Consider the following 17,869-nt stretch of genomic DNA (forward strand, 5'->3'; position numbering starts at 1 on the left):
GCCTTTTGCATCGCATGGATTTCAGAAGTTAATGGCGTAAAGAATGAATACACAACAATTGGCAAAACTGCGTTACATCGTGCCCGAAATGCGTCGCGTTCGGCACATTCACTTTGTCGGCATCGGTGGTGCCGGTATGGGCGGTATTGCCGAAGTTCTGGCCAATGAAGGTTATCAGATCAGTGGTTCAGATTTAGCGCCAAACCCGGTCACTCAGCAGTTAACAAACCTGGGCGCGACGATTTACTTTAACCATCGCCCGGAAAATGTGCGTGATGCCAGCGTGGTGGTCGTCTCCAGTGCTATTTCTGCCGATAACCCGGAAATTGTTGCTGCCCATGAAGCGCGTATTCCGGTGATCCGTCGTGCTGAAATGCTGGCCGAATTAATGCGTTTTCGTCACGGTATCGCCATTGCCGGGACACATGGTAAAACCACCACCACCGCAATGGTGTCCAGCATTTATGCAGAAGCGGGCCTTGATCCGACATTTGTTAACGGTGGTCTGGTGAAGGCAGCAGGTGTTCATGCACGTTTAGGTCATGGCCGTTACCTGATTGCTGAAGCGGATGAGAGTGACGCGTCTTTCCTCCATCTGCAACCGATGGTGGCGATTGTCACCAATATCGAAGCCGACCATATGGATACTTATCAGGGCGACTTCGAGAATTTAAAACAAACCTTTATTAATTTTCTGCACAACTTACCGTTTTACGGTCGTGCAGTAATGTGTGTTGACGATCCGGTGATCCGCGAATTGTTACCACGTGTGGGCCGTCAAATTACCACTTACGGTTTCAGTGAAGATGCTGACGTGCGTGTGGAAGATTACCAGCAGATTGGTCCGCAGGGGCACTTTACGTTACTGCGTCAGGACAAAGAACCTTTGCGTGTAACACTCAATGCGCCTGGCCGTCATAACGCGCTGAATGCCGCAGCTGCGGTTGCAGTTGCCACGGAAGAGGGGATTGAAGATGACGTTATTCTGCGTGCGCTGGAGAGCTTCCAGGGAACCGGCCGTCGCTTCGATTTCCTCGGTGAGTTCCCGTTGAATCCAGTGAATGGTAAAAGCGGTACGGCAATGCTGGTCGATGATTACGGTCACCACCCGACCGAAGTGGACGCGACGATTAAAGCAGCACGTGCAGGCTGGCCGGAGAAAAATCTGGTGATGTTGTTCCAGCCGCATCGTTTTACCCGTACCCGCGATCTGTATGATGACTTCGCCAATGTTCTGACGCAGGTTGATACCCTGCTGATGCTGGAAGTCTATCCGGCAGGCGAATCCCCGATTCCAGGCGCAGATAGCCGTTCGCTTTGCCGCACAATTCGCGGTCGCGGTAAAATCGATCCAATACTGGTGTCTGATCCCGCTAAAGTTGCAGAGATGCTGGCGCCGGTCCTTACCGGTAACGATCTCATCCTCGTACAAGGGGCCGGGAATATCGGCAAGATTGCGCGTTATTTAGCAGAAATCAAACTCAAGCCGCAAACTTCTGAGGATGGACAGCATGACTGATAAAATTGCTGTTCTGCTGGGTGGCACTTCCGCAGAGCGGGAAGTTTCACTGAATTCAGGTGCGGCTGTGTTGGCGGGTCTGCGTGAAGGCGGTGTAGATGCATATCCTGTCGACCCGAAAGACGTCGATGTGGCACAGCTGAAATCCATGGGATTTCAAAAGGTGTTTATTGCCCTGCATGGCCGTGGCGGTGAGGACGGTACCCTACAAGGTATGCTTGAGCTTCTGGGCTTACCTTATACCGGTAGTGGTGTGATGGCTTCAGCTATTTCAATGGACAAGCTGCGTAGCAAATTATTATGGCAAGGGGCAGGGCTGCCCGTTGCTCCATGGGTGGCAATCACGCGTACTGAGTTTGAAAAAGGGCTTAGTGATGAAGTGGTTAAACAAATTTCTGCGTTAGGTTTACCATTAATAGTGAAACCAAGCCGCGAAGGCTCAAGCGTTGGAATGTCGAAAGTAGTAGCAGAAAATTCTGTTGAAAATGCATTAAAATTGGCATTTCAGCATGATGACGAAGTTCTGGTTGAAAAATGGCTAAGTGGGCCGGAGTTCACGGTTGCGATACTCGGAGAAGAAATTTTACCATCGATTCGTATCCAACCTGCTGGAACCTTCTATGATTATGAGGCGAAATATCTCTCTGATGAGACACAATATTTCTGTCCATCTGGTCTGGAAGCAGAACAAGAGTCGATTTTAAAGTCGTTAGTGCAAAAAGCATGGACAACTTTAGGCTGCAAAGGATGGGGACGCATTGACGTCATGTTGGATGATGATGGGCAGTTTTATCTGCTGGAAGCGAATACCTCGCCGGGGATGACCAGCCATAGTCTGGTGCCAATGGCTGCGCGTCAGGCAGGAATGAGTTTTTCGCAGTTGGTAGTACGAATTCTGGAATTGGCGGACTGATATGTCGCAGGCTGCGCTGAACACACGAAACAGTGAGGAAGAAATCTCTTCTCACCGCAATAATGGCACTCGTCTGGCGGGGATACTTTTCCTGCTGACCGTACTATGTACCGTGTTAGTCAGCGGCTGGGTTGTGCTGGGATGGATGGAAGATGCGCAGCGTTTACCATTGTCCAAACTGGTGTTAACGGGTGAGCGTCATTACACGCGTAACGATGATATCCGACAGTCGATTCTGGCGCTGGGTGAGCCGGGCACCTTTATGACTCAGGATGTCAACATTATCCAGAGTCAGATTGAACAACGTTTGCCATGGATTAAGCAGGTGAGCGTCAGAAAGCAGTGGCCCGATGAATTGAAGATTCATCTGGTTGAATATGTGCCGATTGCGCGTTGGAATGATCAGCATATGGTAGATGCCGAAGGAAATACCTTCAGTGTACCAACCGATCGCACCAGCAAGCAGGTTTTGCCCATGTTATACGGCCCGGAAGGTAGCGCAAATGAAGTCTTGCAGGGCTACCGGGAGATGGGCCAGGTGCTGGCAAAAAACAGGTTTACTCTGAAGGAAGCGGCAATGACCGCTCGCCGCTCCTGGCAGTTGACGCTGAATAACGATATTAAGCTCAATCTTGGCAGGGGCGATACGATGAAACGTTTGGCTCGCTTTGTAGAACTTTATCCAGTTTTACAGCAGCAGGCGCAAACCGATGGCAAACGGATTAGCTACGTTGATTTGCGTTATGACTCTGGTGCGGCAGTAGGCTGGGCGCCTTTACCGCCAGAGGAATCTAATCAGCAACAAAATCAGGCACAGGCAGAACAACAATGATCAAGGCGACGGACAGAAAACTGGTAGTAGGACTGGAGATTGGTACCGCGAAGGTTGCCGCTTTAGTAGGGGAAGTTCTGCCCGACGGTATGGTCAATATCATTGGCGTGGGCAGCTGCCCGTCACGTGGTATGGATAAAGGCGGGGTGAACGACCTCGAATCCGTGGTTAAGTGCGTACAACGCGCTATTGACCAGGCAGAATTAATGGCAGATTGCCAGATCTCCTCGGTGTATCTGGCGCTTTCTGGTAAGCATATCAGCTGCCAGAATGAAATCGGTATGGTACCGATTTCCGAAGAAGAAGTGACGCAGGAAGACGTTGAGAACGTTGTACATACCGCGAAGTCGGTACGTGTCCGCGACGAACATCGTGTTCTGCATGTTATCCCGCAGGAATACGCCATTGACTACCAGGAGGGCATCAAGAATCCTGTGGGGCTTTCCGGTGTACGGATGCAGGCTAAAGTGCATTTGATCACCTGTCACAACGATATGGCAAAAAACATTGTTAAAGCTGTTGAACGTTGTGGCCTGAAAGTTGACCAACTGATATTTGCCGGACTCGCAGCCAGTTATTCCGTATTGACGGAAGATGAACGTGAACTGGGGGTCTGCGTAGTGGATATCGGTGGTGGTACAATGGATATTGCCGTTTATACTGGCGGTGCCTTGCGCCATACCAAAGTTATTCCTTACGCCGGGAATGTGGTGACCAGCGACATCGCTTATGCCTTCGGTACACCACCAAGTGATGCCGAAGCGATTAAGGTACGGCATGGTTGTGCGTTGGGGTCGCTGGTAGGCAAAGATGAGAGCGTTGAAGTGCCAAGTGTGGGGGGGCGTCCACCACGCAGCCTGCAACGGCAGACTCTGGCAGAAGTGATTGAGCCGCGTTATACCGAGTTGCTAAATCTGGTCAACGAAGAGATATTGCAGTTACAGGAACAACTTCGTCAGCAAGGCGTGAAACATCACCTCGCGGCGGGGATTGTATTAACCGGTGGCGCTGCGCAAATTGAAGGCCTGGCGGCCTGTGCCCAGCGTGTGTTTCATACTCAGGTGCGTATTGGCGCACCGCTGAATATCACCGGGTTAACAGATTATGCTCAGGAGCCGTATTACTCGACGGCGGTTGGGTTGCTTCACTACGGAAAAGAGACTCATCTTAGTGGTGAGGCTGAAGTGGAAAAACGGGTTACAGCATCAGTTGGGTCGTGGATCAAACGACTGAATAGCTGGTTGCGCAAAGAGTTTTAATTTTTTAAGAGGTCGGCAATTATTACGGCCTCAGGCGACAGGCACAAAACGGAGAGAAACTATGTTTGAACCTATGGAACTTACCAACGACGCGGTGATTAAGGTCATCGGCGTCGGTGGCGGCGGTGGCAATGCCGTTGAACACATGGTGCGCGAGCGCATTGAGGGTGTTGAATTCTTCGCGGTGAATACCGACGCTCAGGCGTTGCGTAAAACAGCGGTTGGCCAGACTATTCAGATCGGTAGTGGTATTACCAAAGGTCTGGGTGCGGGGGCAAACCCGGAAGTCGGTCGCAATGCAGCTGACGAAGATCGCGAAGCATTGCGAGCAGCACTTGAAGGGGCAGACATGGTCTTTATCGCCGCCGGTATGGGTGGTGGTACGGGGACTGGTGCTGCACCCGTAGTGGCTGAAGTTGCAAAAGATTTAGGAATCCTGACCGTTGCTGTCGTCACTAAGCCGTTCAACTTCGAAGGCAAGAAGCGTATGGCATTTGCGGAGCAGGGGATCACTGAGCTGTCCAAGCATGTGGACTCGCTGATCACCATCCCGAACGACAAACTACTGAAAGTTCTGGGCCGTGGTATCTCCCTGCTGGATGCGTTTGGCGCAGCGAACGATGTACTCAAAGGCGCTGTTCAGGGTATCGCTGAACTGATTACTCGTCCGGGCCTGATGAACGTGGACTTTGCAGACGTACGCACCGTAATGTCTGAAATGGGCTACGCAATGATGGGGTCTGGCGTGGCGAGCGGTGAAGACCGTGCGGAAGAAGCGGCTGAAATGGCTATTTCTTCTCCGCTGTTGGAAGATATCGACCTGTCTGGTGCACGCGGTGTACTGGTTAACATTACAGCGGGCTTCGACCTGCGTCTGGATGAGTTCGAAACTGTGGGTAATACCATCCGTGCATTTGCGTCGGATAACGCCACCGTGGTTATCGGTACTTCTCTTGACCCGGATATGAACGATGAACTGCGCGTAACCGTAGTTGCAACGGGTATCGGTATGGACAAGCGTCCAGAAATTACTCTGGTGACCAATAAACAGGTACAGCAGCCGGTAATGGATCGCTATCAGCAGCACGGTATGGCGCCGTTAACACAAGAGCAGAAACCGGTAGCGAAAGTGGTAAATGACAATACGCCACAAAGCGCAAAAGAGCCGGATTATCTGGATATCCCAGCATTCCTGCGTAAGCAAGCTGATTAAGAATTAGCTGGAATTTGGGTTTCGAGGCTCTTTGTGCTAAACTGGCCCGCCGAATGTATAGTACACTTCGGTTGGATAGGTAATTTGGCGAGATAATACGATGATCAAACAAAGGACACTTAAACGTATCGTTCAGGCGACGGGTGTCGGTTTACATACCGGCAAGAAAGTCACCCTGACGTTACGCCCTGCGCCGGCCAACACCGGGGTCATCTATCGTCGCACCGACTTGAATCCACCGGTAGATTTCCCGGCCGATGCCAAATCTGTGCGTGATACCATGCTCTGCACGTGTCTGGTCAACGAGCATGATGTACGGATTTCGACCGTAGAGCACCTTAACGCTGCTCTGGCGGGTTTAGGCATCGATAACATCGTTATTGAGGTTGATGCTCCGGAAATCCCGATCATGGACGGCAGTGCTGCCCCGTTTGTCTACCTGCTGCTTGATGCAGGCATTGAGGAACTGAACAGCGCGAAAAAATTTGTACGTATCAAAGAGACTGTTCGTGTTGAAGATGGCGACAAGTGGGCTGAATTCAGACCGTACAATGGTTTTACGTTGGATTTCACCATCGACTTTAACCACCCGGCGATCGATTCCAGCACTCAGCGCTACGCGATGAACTTCTCTGCTGATGCATTTATGCGCCAGATTAGCCGGGCGCGTACCTTCGGTTTCATGCGTGATATCGAATATCTGCAGTCTCGAGGCTTGTGCCTGGGCGGCAGCTTCGATTGTGCCATCGTTGTTGACGATTATCGCGTGCTGAACGAAGACGGTCTGCGTTTTGAAGACGAGTTTGTACGTCACAAAATGCTCGACGCGATCGGTGATTTGTTCATGTGCGGTCACAACATTATTGGTGCATTTACCGCTTATAAATCCGGTCATGCACTGAATAACAAATTGTTGCAGGCAGTCCTGGCAAAACAGGAAGCTTGGGAATATGTGACCTTCCAGGACGACGCAGAACTGCCGCTGGCGTTTAAAGCGCCTTCGACTGTACTGGCATAACGACAAGTTTTTGTCGTATAAAATTCGACTGGTTAACCTGGCACTCTCTCCGGCCAGGTAAGCCAGTCGTTTTTTTTTGTATTTTATCTATTGCAGCAAAACAGTGTTGTGCGAACGCTGCTTTATTAATCACTTTTACCCCTGAGTACTCGTCATTACTGCTGTGGAATACGGGCTTTAATGATAAGATTTGTTTGTAAAAAGTGTGCATATGATCAGGATGGCAATGACGTGAGTGGAATACTGACGCGCTGGCGACAGTTAGGTAGACGCTACTTCTGGCCGCATCTCTTGTTAGGGATGGTCGCGGCGAGTTTAGGGTTGCCTGCGCTCAGCAATGCTGCCGAGCCTAACGCACCTGCGAAAGCCACCTCCAGTAATCATGAACCTTCTGCGAAGGTTAACTTTAGCCAGCTTGCTTTGCTTGAGGCTAACACTCGTCGGCCTAATTATTCCGTTGATTACTGGCATCAGCACGCAATTCGTACCGTTATTCGTCATCTCTCTTTTGCCATGGCACCGCAAGTCTTGCCTGTTGCAGAAGAGTCGTCCCCGCTGCAGGCTCAGCACCTTGCTCTGCTGAATACGCTCAGTGCGATGCTGACGCAAGAAGGTACACCTGCCACCATTGTGCACCGCGTGGACTATGCCCATTTCTCTCCTCTGGCTGCATTTAGCACATCCGTCTGGATTAGCCAGGCGCAGGGTATCCGCGCCGGCCCTCAACGCCTTAGCTAAAAATATAAAACCATTAATTCCTTGTATTGACTCCGCTGAGCGGGGCGTTTGAGATTTTATTATGCTTATCAAATTATTAACAAAAGTATTCGGTAGCCGTAACGATCGTACGTTGCGTCGTATGCGTAAAGCAGTCAATGTCATCAATGCGATGGAACCGGAGATGGAAAAACTCTCCGATGACGAGCTGAAAGCGAAAACTGCGGAATTCCGCGCCCGTCTGGAAAAAGGTGAAACAGTTGAAAGTCTGATCCCGGAAGCTTTCGCTGTGGTACGTGAAGCCAGTAAACGTGTATTTGGTATGCGTCACTTCGATGTGCAGCTGCTCGGCGGTATGGTTCTAAACGATCGCTGTATCGCAGAAATGCGTACTGGTGAAGGTAAAACACTGACCGCAACACTGCCTGCCTATCTTAATGCGTTGAGTGGTAAAGGTGTTCACGTAGTTACTGTCAATGACTATCTGGCCCAGCGTGACGCCGAAAATAACCGTCCGTTGTTTGAGTTCCTTGGCATGACCGTGGGGATCAACCTGCCAGGTATGCCTGCACCAGCGAAACGTGCGGCGTATGCAGCCGACATTACCTACGGTACAAACAACGAATTCGGCTTCGACTATCTGCGTGACAATATGGCATTTAGTCCGGAAGAGCGCGTACAGCGTAAACTGCATTATGCGCTGGTGGACGAAGTTGACTCCATTCTCATTGATGAAGCACGTACCCCACTGATCATTTCCGGCCCGGCAGAAGACAGTTCGGAAATGTACAAGAAAGTGAACAAAATCATCCCGCACCTGATTCGTCAGGAGAAGGAAGATTCGGATACGTTCCAGGGCGAAGGCCACTTCTCGGTTGATGAAAAATCGCGCCAGGTAAACCTGACCGAAAGAGGTCTGGTGTTGATCGAAGAATTACTGGTGAAAGAAGGCATTATGGATGAAGGTGAGTCGTTGTACTCCCCGGCTAACATTATGCTGATGCACCACGTAACAGCGGCACTGCGTGCACATGCCTTGTTTACCCGTGATGTTGATTACATCGTAAAAGACGGTGAAGTTATCATCGTTGATGAGCATACTGGCCGTACCATGCAAGGGCGTCGTTGGTCTGATGGTTTGCATCAGGCAGTGGAAGCGAAAGAAGGGGTGGAAATCCAGAACGAAAACCAGACGCTGGCTTCTATCACCTTCCAGAACTACTTCCGCTTGTATGAAAAACTGGCAGGTATGACCGGTACAGCGGATACCGAGGCATTCGAATTCCGTTCTATCTATCGACTGGATACCGTGGTTGTACCGACCAACCGTCCGATGATCCGCAAGGATATGCCGGATCTGGTGTATATGTCGGAAGCCGAGAAAATTCAGGCAATTATCGAAGATATCAAAGAGTGTACAGCGAGAAACCAGCCGGTACTGGTAGGTACTATCTCCATCGAAAAATCGGAGTTGGTGTCTAACGAGCTGACCAAAGCGGGTATCAAACATAACGTTCTGAACGCCAAATTCCACGCTAACGAAGCTGCTATCGTCGCCCAGGCGGGTTATCCTGGTGCGGTGACCATTGCAACTAACATGGCAGGCCGCGGTACGGATATCGTGCTGGGTGGTAGCTGGCAGGCAGAAGTTGCTGCTCTGGAAAACCCAACACCAGAGCAAATTGAAGAAATTAAAGCTGCATGGCAGGTTCGCCACGACCAGGTTCTGGCGGCGGGCGGTTTACACATCATTGGTACAGAACGTCACGAATCACGTCGTATTGATAACCAGTTACGTGGTCGTTCCGGTCGTCAGGGGGATGCGGGTTCTTCGCGTTTCTACCTGTCGATGGAAGATGCACTGATGCGTATTTTTGCCTCTGATCGCGTTTCCGGCATGATGCGCAAACTGGGTATGAAACCAGGCGAAGCCATTGAACACCCGTGGGTGACCAAAGCGATTGCTAACGCCCAACGTAAAGTTGAAAGCCGTAACTTCGATATTCGTAAGCAGTTGCTGGAATATGATGATGTGGCTAACGATCAGCGTCGCGCAATTTATGCACAGCGTAACGAACTGCTGGATGTCAGCGATGTAAGCGAAACCATCAATAGCATCCGTGAAGATGTCTTTAAAGTCACAATCGACGCTTATATTCCGCCACAATCTCTGGAAGAAATGTGGGATATTCCAGGTTTGCAAGAACGCCTGAAAAACGACTTCGATTTGGATATGCCGATTGCAGAATGGCTGGATAAAGAGCCGGAGTTGCATGAAGAGACGCTGCGCGAACGTATTCTGACTCACGCCATCGAAGTTTATAAGCGTAAAGAAGAGATTGTTGGTGCTGAGATGATGCGCCACTTTGAAAAAGGCGTGATGCTGCAAACACTCGACTCCCTTTGGAAAGAGCATCTGGCAGCAATGGATTATCTGCGTCAGGGTATCCACCTGCGTGGTTACGCGCAAAAAGATCCGAAGCAGGAATACAAGCGTGAGTCTTTCTCAATGTTTGCTGCAATGCTGGAATCACTGAAATATGAAGTGGTCAGTACGCTGAGTAAAGTTCAGGTACGTATGCCGGAAGAAGTTGAAGAGCTGGAGCAGCAGCGTCGTATGGAAGCCGAGCGTTTAGCACAAATGCAGCAGCTGAGCCATCAGGATGACGACACTGCTGCAGCTGCGGCACTTGCTGCCCAAACGGGGGATCGTAAAGTGGGTCGTAATGATCCTTGCCCGTGTGGTTCTGGTAAAAAATACAAGCAGTGCCATGGCCGCCTGCAGTAATTAAATATTCACACATAAGGTAAAAGGCGCAGGATTCTGCGCCTTTTTTACAGGTTTAAAGCATGAAAAAACTGCAAATTGCGGTAGGGATAATCCGTAACCAAAAGCATGAAATCTTTATAACGCAGCGTGCAGCAGATGCGCATATGGCGAATAAACTTGAGTTTCCTGGTGGCAAAATTGAGGCGGGAGAAACACCCGATCAGGCAGTAATTCGCGAGCTGCAGGAAGAGGTTGGTATCACCCCAGAACGATTCTCACTGTTTGAAAAACTTGAGTATCAGTTCCCTGACAGACATATCACGCTTTGGTTTTGGTTGGTTGAAAGCTGGGAAGGTGAGCCGTGGGGTAAAGAAGGGCAACCGGGTCAATGGATTGCACTTGACAATCTGAATGCGGAAGATTTTCCTCCGGCTAATGAACCAGTAATTGCAAAGCTCAAGCGTTTACAGGTCGGATAAGACGTTACGCCGTATCCTACATTTACACCAGATGCCTGATGCGACGCTGGCGCGTCAGGCCTGGTATCCGACAATGTTACAAACATAACGTCCGGTTATTTTGGTTCTTCGCTCCAGTCATCGCTTTCGGACAGATCGCCACTGCTGGGAATGCGTTTTTCCTCTGCGGCCCATTCTCCCAGGTCAATTAGCTGACAACGTTTAGAGCAAAATGGACGAAAGGGGCTTATTTCTCCCCAGACAACAGTTTTCCCGCAGGTTGGACAATTAACGGTAATCGTTTCTGACATTTTTACCCCTTAGCAGCAGGCCAGTTCAAAGTCCAGGCGTTCTGGCACCAGACCATTTTCACTGTCCAGCGGCATGAATCGAATCGCAAAACGGCTCTTATGACCGGAAATTTGCGGATAGAGCTGTGAATCCAGTGGCAATTGCAGACGCAGCAGATCGGCATCTTCGCCATTATCCTGATAAAAACCATTCAGGCTGGTTTGTTTGCGGAATGGAACAGAATTACGAATTAAATCCAGAACCAATGTGAGCGCATGGTTAAGCGGGCTGAGGCTGGCGAGCCATGTTTCGATTTGTGCATCACGCATTGCCTGTGGCATATGCAGCCAAATATGCAGTGTCGGTAAATCAAAACTACAGCAGCCGCCAGGGATACTCAGACGCTGACGAACCAGAGCAATCAGGCGATCTTCACGTAAAAATTGCCCGATACGCGGTGCAGAAATCAAAATACTTCCTGCGTTTTTTAACTCTGTTCGTAGCGCTTCAATACGGTCCTGGTCAACGCCCGGAACTTCAATCCACGCCTGAAGTTTCCGTTGTTGGCGTTCCAGTTCTTTGAGGAGTTCAGTACGCACTTCACCACGTTCAAACACATCCAGCAGGTCGGCAATATTGCGGAAGAAATGCAAAGCGCCAGCATGATCGGCAACAGGCAGATTGACGGAGAGTTGTTGAATCAGAAATTCAATACGCAACCATGTGCGCATTTTTTCATTAAGAGGATGTTCAAAAAGAACCTGGGTGAGCATTATGGTTTTTCCTGTGAGACAAACTGCGCCGCGAGTTGTAAATACTTCGCGTGCAGGTGGGCGACATCCGATGCAATCGCATCCGCTGTGCCGTTATTATCAATAACGTCGTCTGCCACGGCAAGGCGCGCGTCACGCGTGGCCTGGGCAGCAAGAATTTGTTCAACATGCTCGCGCGTAACATCATCACGCCGCATAGTTCGTTTGAGCTGTGTTTCTGGCGTGACATCGATAACGAGGACACGATTCGCTTTTTTATATAATGCGTTTTCCACCAGCAATGGCACAACCCATAACACGTAAGGGGAAGTTGCACGTTGAATCTGACACTGGGTTTCCTGCTGAATCAAAGGATGAAGCAGGGCATTTAGCCAGGCTTTCTCCTCCGGGTGAGAAAATATTCGTTCTCGTAAAACCCGCCGTTTCAATGACCCATCTTCAGCAATAATTTCACGACCAAAATGTTCTTCGATTGCCTTAAGCGCGGGTTTTCCAGGTTCAACTACCTGACGTGCAATAATATCAGCGTCAATGATATTTATACCGAGACGGGCAAACGCATTTGCAACAGTGCTTTTACCACTACCAATACCGCCCGTTAAGGCTACCGTATACCTCATATATGTATATTCCTGGAATTAAACATATTAATCAGTTTGTTAAAAAATAAACGGTGGAAATGGCCGTTAAAGCGGATGGTACTTACCATTCGTCAGGTAAATTTATGGGATTGTAGCGTAAAAAAAGAGAATTTCGCAGTCTTGCACGGTACTGATTAGTGCGTATGATAGCGTCACTGGAGTTGTGCTTTAACCCTTACTGCCATTAACCCCAGGAATCCGCACATGCGTATCGAAGAAGATCTGAAATTAGGTTTCAAAGACGTTCTCATCCGCCCTAAACGCTCCACTCTCAAAAGTCGCTCCGATGTTGAACTGGAACGCCAATTCACCTTTAAACACTCAGGCCAAAGCTGGTCAGGTGTACCTATTATTGCCGCAAACATGGATACCGTTGGAACATTTTCCATGGCATCTGCACTGGCCTCTTTCGACATTTTGACTGCTGTTCATAAACATTATTCTGTTGAAGAATGGCTGGCGTTTGTGAACAGCTCTTCTGTCGACGTGCTGAAACATGTCATGGTTTCCACCGGAACTTCTGACGCTGATTTCGAAAAAACCAAACAAATTTTGGCGCTTAATCCGGCATTAAACTTCGTTTGTATTGATGTAGCGAATGGCTACTCCGAACATTTCGTCCAGTTTGTGGCGAAAGCGCGTGAAGCATGGCCGACCAAAACCATTTGTGCAGGCAATGTGGTAACTGGCGAAATGTGCGAAGAGCTGATCCTGTCTGGCGCTGATATCGTTAAAGTCGGCATTGGTCCAGGCTCTGTTTGTACAACTCGCGTGAAAACGGGTGTCGGTTATCCGCAACTTTCTGCGGTAATCGAATGTGCCGATGCGGCACACGGTTTGGGCGGTATGATTGTCAGCGATGGCGGTTGCACCACGCCGGGCGATGTCGCTAAAGCCTTTGGCGGCGGTGCCGATTTCGTGATGCTGGGCGGTATGCTGGCGGGTCACGAAGAAAGTGGCGGACGTATTGTCGAAGAGAACGGCGAGAAATTTATGCTGTTCTACGGTATGAGCTCCGAGTCTGCCATGAAACGCCACGTTGGCGGCGTTGCGGAGTATCGCGCGGCAGAAGGTAAAACGGTTAAGTTGCCGCTGCGTGGGCCGGTAGAAAATACCGCTCGCGATATTCTCGGTGGTCTGCGTTCCGCTTGCACTTATGTTGGTGCTTCTCGTTTGAAAGAGTTGACCAAACGCACAACGTTTATTCGCGTTCAGGAACAAGAAAACCGTATTTTCAATAGCCTGTAACCACGCAACGCTGGCGTGCAAACTCACGCCAGCGTTATCCCATTCCACTCATTGCATCTCCAAGATGGAATATTGGTAAATACATTGCCACTACCAACGTTCCGATAATGATCCCTGTCACCACCAGTAATGCTGGCTCCAGAAGAGCAGCCAGGCTGTCTGCAAGACTGAATGTATTTTCGCTGTGGTGCTGAGCAAGATTGTGCAACATGGAGTCCAGCGAACCAGACGCTTCACCTGTTCTCACCAGTTGCATACATAGTGGACTGAACTCTTCGGCGTTTTTTAATGCCAGCCAGATGGGATGCCCCGTGCTGATTTCCTGCTGCATTTGCCTTAACCGTTGTGACCAGTATGGGCAACTGATGGTTTCTCTGACACTCTCCAACCCCTGCAAAAACGAGATCCCAACACTTTGTGTTAACGCGAGAATAGTAAAAATCTGTGTGAGCTTTTGCCCGCGTATCAGCGCACCAACGACAGGACAGCGAAGCAGCAAACGCTGGCGAATAATAAGCCACTCTGTGTTGCGACTGATTAACCGATTTGCGATAGCCAGCAGGACGATTAAGGCCATTATTAACCCTCCCCACTGACTGATAAAATCAGCTGTAGCCATGACACCTTGTGTCAGTGCAGGCAAGGGCGTGTTGAAGGTTTTATAAATAGCGGCAAATTCAGGCAACACAAAATGCAGCATTGCTACAACCACAACAATAGCCAGCGTTAAAATGATCAGCGGATAGCGCAATGCTTTTTTCACTTTCTCTGCCAGCAAATGCTGTGCTTTTTGCTGGCGGGCCAGTTCAAAACAACATTCATCCAGCTTTCCGGTTAATTCACCTGTACGGATCATCGCCTGGTAAAGTGGGGGAAATACCTCTGACCATTGCGTTAATGCACGGGAAAGCGCATTGCCTTGCTCCAGTTCATGGGCCAGTGTCTGTAACAGTGCCTGCCATTGTTTACTGGGATGCTGCCCGGCAAGTAGCGCTAACCCTTCAGAAAGTGTTAGTCCAGCTTTTAGCAGCGTTGCTAACTGATGGATAACTTCTGCGCTTCTTCGTGAACTCCAGTGGGCCTTCTGCACGTTTATCTTTCTCATGCTTAGGGGCGTGATCCGCAACTGCTGCAAATTAAGCAGCAGTCCGGCACGGTTTTGTGCCCACAATACGCCTTCTTGTGCGTGGCCATCGCTGTCAATCCCTTGCCAGCACCAGAGTTGCTTAGTGGCCATGAGGTATTCCCAACACGCGAATGAGCTCTTCAAACGTGGTTAACCCTTGCTCAACAGCCTGGCAGCCATTAGCAAAAAGCGGCTGGATACCTTCCTGTTGTGCGTGTGTTTCCAGTTCTGCCACACCACTACCGTTAGCGATCAACTGGCGTAACGATGGTGTGATGGGAAGAACTTCAAACAGCGCAACTCGACCGTAGAATCCCTGATTGCAGTGTTTGCAACCCAGAGCCTGCCAACGAGGAAGTGGTGTTGACCATAAATTCTCAGGAAGTGTGATTGACTCGCCATGAATATGACGGCAATGCGGACAAAGTTTTCTGACCAGGCGTTGGGCCACAACCAGTGTCAGTGCTGAAGACAACATCCAGTGGGCTACGCCCATTTGTTGCAACCGCACCAAAGTTTCACTGGTGGAGTTGGTATGCAGTGTTGAAAGCACCAGATGCCCGGTTTGCGCAGCTTTAATGGCTATTTCTGCTGTTTCACCATCACGAATTTCCCCCACCATGATGACATCAGGATCCTGGCGAAGAAGTGCCCGTAATACTCCCTGAAAGGTTAGCCCGGCGCGTGGGTGAATTTGTGTCTGATTTAATCCGTCAATGGGGATCTCAACAGGATCTTCCACGCTACAGAGATTGCTTTGTGGCGTATTTCGCGTTTGCAGTGCGCTATACAACGTGACAGTTTTACCGCTACCCGTTGGGCCGGTCACCAGTATCAGCCCCTGAGGTTGTTGCAGTGCCTGAATAAAGGGCTCCAGCTGGTTTTGTTGCATCCCCAGTTGGTGAATATCCAGTGCTTGTTCGACCTGATGCAGAAGGCGTAACACCACTTTTTCACCGCCACGACAAGGCAGAGTAGCAATTCGAAAAGAGACAGCATTCCCCGCCAAATCAACAGTAAATTGGCCATCTTGCGGCAGGCGGTGTTCCGCGATATCGAGATTACCCAGAACTTTCAGTCTTGCTGTCAATGCGGTTCCCGTCTCTTTTGCGACATCAGGAAGCGCGTGAAGAACGCCATCTATACGTAGTCGAATACGGTAACAACTTTCCGCTGGTTCGACATGAATGTCAGAAGCTCGTTTAGCCAGTGCCGAATGCAATGTTTGATTGAGTAGCTCTGCCGCCGTCAGATGACCAGGCGAAACCACGGCAGGAAGTGTTTGCTGCGGTTGATGCTGGTGGCTTTCCATTTGTTGGCGTGTCCAACAGACAATGTTGATCCGTTTTTGTGTTGCAAAATGCAGAGCGTCCAGCAACTCATGGGAAGGGGCATCCACAACGGCAACGTTAATCACTTCTTGATCACTATCTAACAAGATGCCCTGGTAACGTTGGCAGAGCGCAGTAAGTTGTGCGTTATTCATAGCCGCTCCTTAATTGCCGTTAAAACGGAAAACATCTTCACACGCCTGTTGTAAGGCGCTATCGCTTTGGATATTGCAGTTACGTGTCCAGCCAGTGATGCCGTTACCGTTACTCCAGTTTGGCGTCATAACAACGTTTAGGCCGTTGAGACTTTCCTGGCCGGTAAGCGTCACTACGCCTTGCGCGATACTCATACCCGAGACATAGCGTGTGGTGGTAGCAGAAGGAATACCATTGCTCCCCGCATCGCAGGTGGTGACTCCGCCATGTTCAAGTGCGCACAACTCGACTGCGGTTCGGTAAGGAACAAAAGTTTGCAGCATATCGGTCAGTGCTGCTTTGCGAAGGTAGTTTTGATAAGCAGGAATGCCAATGGCACTCAGGATGGCAATAATACCGATGACCACCATCAGCTCGATAAGAGTAAAACCGCGTTGTTTGTCCATTTTTTCACTCCATGATTACGTTGGCGCTACTTTGACAAACACAATTCAGGCTGGCGAGGATGAAAAATCAAAACGGGAAAGCCGCTCCAGAGGTTTTTAATCGGATTGCATAAAGGCACAGGCGAGATGCGAGGCGGCTCGAAAAACAGGGAGAGAAATTTATGACGGGCAGGACAATGTTATCCCGCCCGTTAAGGCATCTTCAGGAAAGGGTTAGCGAAAACGCATGGAGAGATCGAGTGCTCTGACATGTTTGGTCAATGCACCTACCGAGATAAAATCTACCCCAGTCTGCGCAAATTCACGCAGTGTTTTTTCCGTGACGTTACCAGAGACCTCCAGCTGCGCCTTACCATTTGTACGTTTTACGGCTTCGCGCATCTGCTCTGTTTCAAAGTTATCCAGCATGATGATATCTGCACCTGCTTTTAAAGCTTCATCCAGTTCTTCCAGGTTTTCGACTTCCACCTCTACCGGCACATCGGGGTGTAACCAAAATGCTTTTTCCACGGCCTGTCGCACTGAACCGGAGGCAATAATATGGTTTTCTTTGATCAGAAAGGCATCGGAAAGTCCCAGTCGATGATTCGCCCCTCCACCACAAAGTACGGCATATTTTAATGCGGAGCGCAGACCTGGCAGGGTTTTACGTGTATCCAGCAGTTGGGTATTGGTGCCCGCGAGAAGATCAACATACTGGCGAACTTTACTCGCTACACCAGAAAGTGTTTGTACAAAATTCAGTGCGGTACGTTCACCCGTTAGCAGCACGCGAGACGGGCCTTCCAGTTCGAAAAGCGGCTGATTTTCTTTTATGGTATCGCCATCGTCCACATGCCAGGTAATGGTGACATCGTCGCCCGCCAGTTGAATAAAGACCTCTTCAACCCAGCGTTTACCGCAAAAAACGCCATTTTCGCGGGTGATAACAGTGGCATGAGAGCGAGAGTTTTCCGGTAAAAGCTGTGCCGTAATGTCATTGTTGGCATCTACTTTTCCGCCTAAATCTTCCCGTAGTGCCTGTGCTACAGCATTGGGAATATCGAGATTTATGCGTTCCAGCAACTCGTCACGTCGGAAGTCGGGGTTATAGCGGCGAGGCGGCATGATAAAACTCCAGTTAGCTAACGAATCATAAGATAGAAACATGCTACTCTG

General features: G+C 49.8%; 17 protein-coding genes. 10 read left to right on the top strand and 7 right to left on the bottom strand.

What is annotated here, in order from left to right; genetic code table 11:
• Positions 1-43: 43 nt before the first annotated feature.
• The 9 genes from murC (at position 44) to mutT (ending at position 10,720) form a co-directional block, all read left to right on the top strand.
• A complete protein-coding gene (murC, locus tag EFER_RS00810; protein WP_001096084.1) occupies positions 44-1,519 on the top strand; it encodes a UDP-N-acetylmuramate--L-alanine ligase in 1,476 nt (491 codons plus the stop codon).
• Positions 1,512-2,432 (top strand): D-alanine--D-alanine ligase, encoded by a 921-nt coding sequence (locus EFER_RS00815; RefSeq protein WP_000130078.1) that lies wholly within the window; start codon positions 1,512-1,514, stop codon positions 2,430-2,432. Before murC ends, EFER_RS00815 begins: the two co-directional genes overlap by 8 nt.
• A gap of 1 nt (position 2,433) precedes the next feature.
• Positions 2,434-3,264 (top strand): cell division protein FtsQ, encoded by an 831-nt coding sequence (gene ftsQ / locus EFER_RS00820; RefSeq protein WP_000075730.1) that lies wholly within the window; start codon positions 2,434-2,436, stop codon positions 3,262-3,264.
• Entirely contained in the window at positions 3,261-4,523 is a 1,263-nt protein-coding gene (ftsA, locus tag EFER_RS00825) for a cell division protein FtsA (RefSeq protein ID WP_000588466.1), read from the top strand. Before ftsQ ends, ftsA begins: the two co-directional genes overlap by 4 nt.
• Positions 4,524-4,584: 61 nt before the next feature.
• The gene (ftsZ, locus tag EFER_RS00830; protein ID WP_000462787.1) at positions 4,585-5,736 is read left to right on the top strand and encodes a cell division protein FtsZ; all 1,152 of its coding nucleotides are present in this window, start codon (positions 4,585-4,587) and stop codon (positions 5,734-5,736) included.
• 100 nt (positions 5,737-5,836) lie between these two features.
• Positions 5,837-6,754 (top strand): UDP-3-O-acyl-N-acetylglucosamine deacetylase, encoded by a 918-nt coding sequence (gene lpxC, locus EFER_RS00835; RefSeq protein WP_000595473.1) that lies wholly within the window; start codon positions 5,837-5,839, stop codon positions 6,752-6,754.
• Between the two features lie 231 nt (positions 6,755-6,985).
• Positions 6,986-7,492 (top strand): secA translation cis-regulator SecM, encoded by a 507-nt coding sequence (gene secM / locus EFER_RS00840; RefSeq protein ID WP_000014339.1) that lies wholly within the window; start codon positions 6,986-6,988, stop codon positions 7,490-7,492.
• 61 nt (positions 7,493-7,553) lie between these two features.
• Positions 7,554-10,259 (top strand): preprotein translocase subunit SecA, encoded by a 2,706-nt coding sequence (secA, locus tag EFER_RS00845; RefSeq protein WP_000905746.1) that lies wholly within the window; start codon positions 7,554-7,556, stop codon positions 10,257-10,259.
• Positions 10,260-10,321: 62 nt separating this feature from the next.
• Positions 10,322-10,720: an 8-oxo-dGTP diphosphatase MutT gene (mutT, locus tag EFER_RS00850; RefSeq protein WP_000736070.1), complete on the top strand. Its 399-nt coding sequence runs from the start codon at positions 10,322-10,324 to the stop codon at positions 10,718-10,720.
• A gap of 95 nt (positions 10,721-10,815) precedes the next feature.
• Here mutT and yacG read toward each other — a convergent pair whose 3' ends face one another.
• From yacG to coaE, 3 genes are read right to left on the bottom strand one after another with little or no spacing between them, the layout of a single operon-like run.
• Positions 10,816-11,010: a DNA gyrase inhibitor YacG gene (gene yacG / locus EFER_RS00855; protein ID WP_000005041.1), complete on the bottom strand. Its 195-nt coding sequence runs from the start codon at positions 11,008-11,010 to the stop codon at positions 10,816-10,818.
• A 9-nt stretch (positions 11,011-11,019) separates the two neighbouring features.
• A complete protein-coding gene (zapD, locus tag EFER_RS00860) occupies positions 11,020-11,763 on the bottom strand; it encodes a cell division protein ZapD (protein WP_000957725.1) in 744 nt (247 codons plus the stop codon).
• The gene (gene coaE, locus EFER_RS00865) at positions 11,763-12,383 is read right to left on the bottom strand and encodes a dephospho-CoA kinase (protein ID WP_001270925.1); all 621 of its coding nucleotides are present in this window, start codon (positions 12,381-12,383) and stop codon (positions 11,763-11,765) included. Before coaE ends, zapD begins: the two co-directional genes overlap by 1 nt.
• A gap of 225 nt (positions 12,384-12,608) precedes the next feature.
• Here coaE and guaC point away from each other — a divergent pair, with 225 nt between their 5' ends.
• Positions 12,609-13,652, top strand: coding sequence for a GMP reductase (gene guaC / locus EFER_RS00870; RefSeq protein ID WP_001217325.1), 1,044 nt, complete (start codon positions 12,609-12,611; stop codon positions 13,650-13,652).
• 34 nt (positions 13,653-13,686) lie between these two features.
• Here the strand turns inward: guaC and hofC are convergent, their stop codons facing one another.
• The 4 genes from hofC to nadC all read right to left on the bottom strand — a co-directional run bounded on the left by hofC (position 13,687) and on the right by nadC (position 17,818).
• Entirely contained in the window at positions 13,687-14,889 is a 1,203-nt protein-coding gene (gene hofC, locus EFER_RS00875; RefSeq protein WP_000201911.1) for a protein transport protein HofC, read from the bottom strand.
• Positions 14,879-16,264: a type II secretion system protein GspE gene (gene gspE / locus EFER_RS00880; protein ID WP_001057870.1), complete on the bottom strand. Its 1,386-nt coding sequence runs from the start codon at positions 16,262-16,264 to the stop codon at positions 14,879-14,881. The genes hofC and gspE overlap by 11 nt, the downstream gene beginning before the upstream one ends.
• Before the next feature lie 9 nt (positions 16,265-16,273).
• On the bottom strand, positions 16,274-16,711 hold the full coding sequence (ppdD, locus tag EFER_RS00885) for a prepilin peptidase-dependent pilin (RefSeq protein WP_000360917.1): 438 nt from the start codon (positions 16,709-16,711) through the stop codon (positions 16,274-16,276).
• A 213-nt stretch (positions 16,712-16,924) separates the two neighbouring features.
• Positions 16,925-17,818, bottom strand: coding sequence for a carboxylating nicotinate-nucleotide diphosphorylase (gene nadC / locus EFER_RS00890; RefSeq protein WP_001135144.1), 894 nt, complete (start codon positions 17,816-17,818; stop codon positions 16,925-16,927).
• Positions 17,819-17,869: the final 51 nt, after the last annotated feature.

Source organism: Escherichia fergusonii ATCC 35469, from assembly GCF_000026225.1.
GTDB lineage: Bacteria > Pseudomonadota > Gammaproteobacteria > Enterobacterales > Enterobacteriaceae > Escherichia > Escherichia fergusonii.

What these genes read in the sequence shown, in the direction of transcription:
- ftsQ (WP_000075730.1), top strand. Translation starts at nt 2,434, where the DNA reads ATGTCGCAGGCTGCGCTGAACACACGAAACAGTGAGGAAGAAATCTCT.
- ppdD (WP_000360917.1), bottom strand. Translation starts at nt 16,711, where the DNA reads ATGGACAAACAACGCGGTTTTACTCTTATCGAGCTGATGGTGGTCATC.
- gspE (WP_001057870.1), bottom strand. Translation starts at nt 16,264, where the DNA reads ATGAATAACGCACAACTTACTGCGCTCTGCCAACGTTACCAGGGCATC.
- lpxC (WP_000595473.1), top strand. Translation starts at nt 5,837, where the DNA reads ATGATCAAACAAAGGACACTTAAACGTATCGTTCAGGCGACGGGTGTC.
- murC (WP_001096084.1), top strand. Translation starts at nt 44, where the DNA reads ATGAATACACAACAATTGGCAAAACTGCGTTACATCGTGCCCGAAATG.
- EFER_RS00815 (WP_000130078.1), top strand. Translation starts at nt 1,512, where the DNA reads ATGACTGATAAAATTGCTGTTCTGCTGGGTGGCACTTCCGCAGAGCGG.
- ftsZ (WP_000462787.1), top strand. Translation starts at nt 4,585, where the DNA reads ATGTTTGAACCTATGGAACTTACCAACGACGCGGTGATTAAGGTCATC.
- zapD (WP_000957725.1), bottom strand. Translation starts at nt 11,763, where the DNA reads ATGCTCACCCAGGTTCTTTTTGAACATCCTCTTAATGAAAAAATGCGC.
- yacG (WP_000005041.1), bottom strand. Translation starts at nt 11,010, where the DNA reads ATGTCAGAAACGATTACCGTTAATTGTCCAACCTGCGGGAAAACTGTT.
- secA (WP_000905746.1), top strand. Translation starts at nt 7,554, where the DNA reads ATGCTTATCAAATTATTAACAAAAGTATTCGGTAGCCGTAACGATCGT.
- coaE (WP_001270925.1), bottom strand. Translation starts at nt 12,383, where the DNA reads ATGAGGTATACGGTAGCCTTAACGGGCGGTATTGGTAGTGGTAAAAGC.
- hofC (WP_000201911.1), bottom strand. Translation starts at nt 14,889, where the DNA reads ATGGCCACTAAGCAACTCTGGTGCTGGCAAGGGATTGACAGCGATGGC.
- mutT (WP_000736070.1), top strand. Translation starts at nt 10,322, where the DNA reads ATGAAAAAACTGCAAATTGCGGTAGGGATAATCCGTAACCAAAAGCAT.
- guaC (WP_001217325.1), top strand. Translation starts at nt 12,609, where the DNA reads ATGCGTATCGAAGAAGATCTGAAATTAGGTTTCAAAGACGTTCTCATC.
- nadC (WP_001135144.1), bottom strand. Translation starts at nt 17,818, where the DNA reads ATGCCGCCTCGCCGCTATAACCCCGACTTCCGACGTGACGAGTTGCTG.
- ftsA (WP_000588466.1), top strand. Translation starts at nt 3,261, where the DNA reads ATGATCAAGGCGACGGACAGAAAACTGGTAGTAGGACTGGAGATTGGT.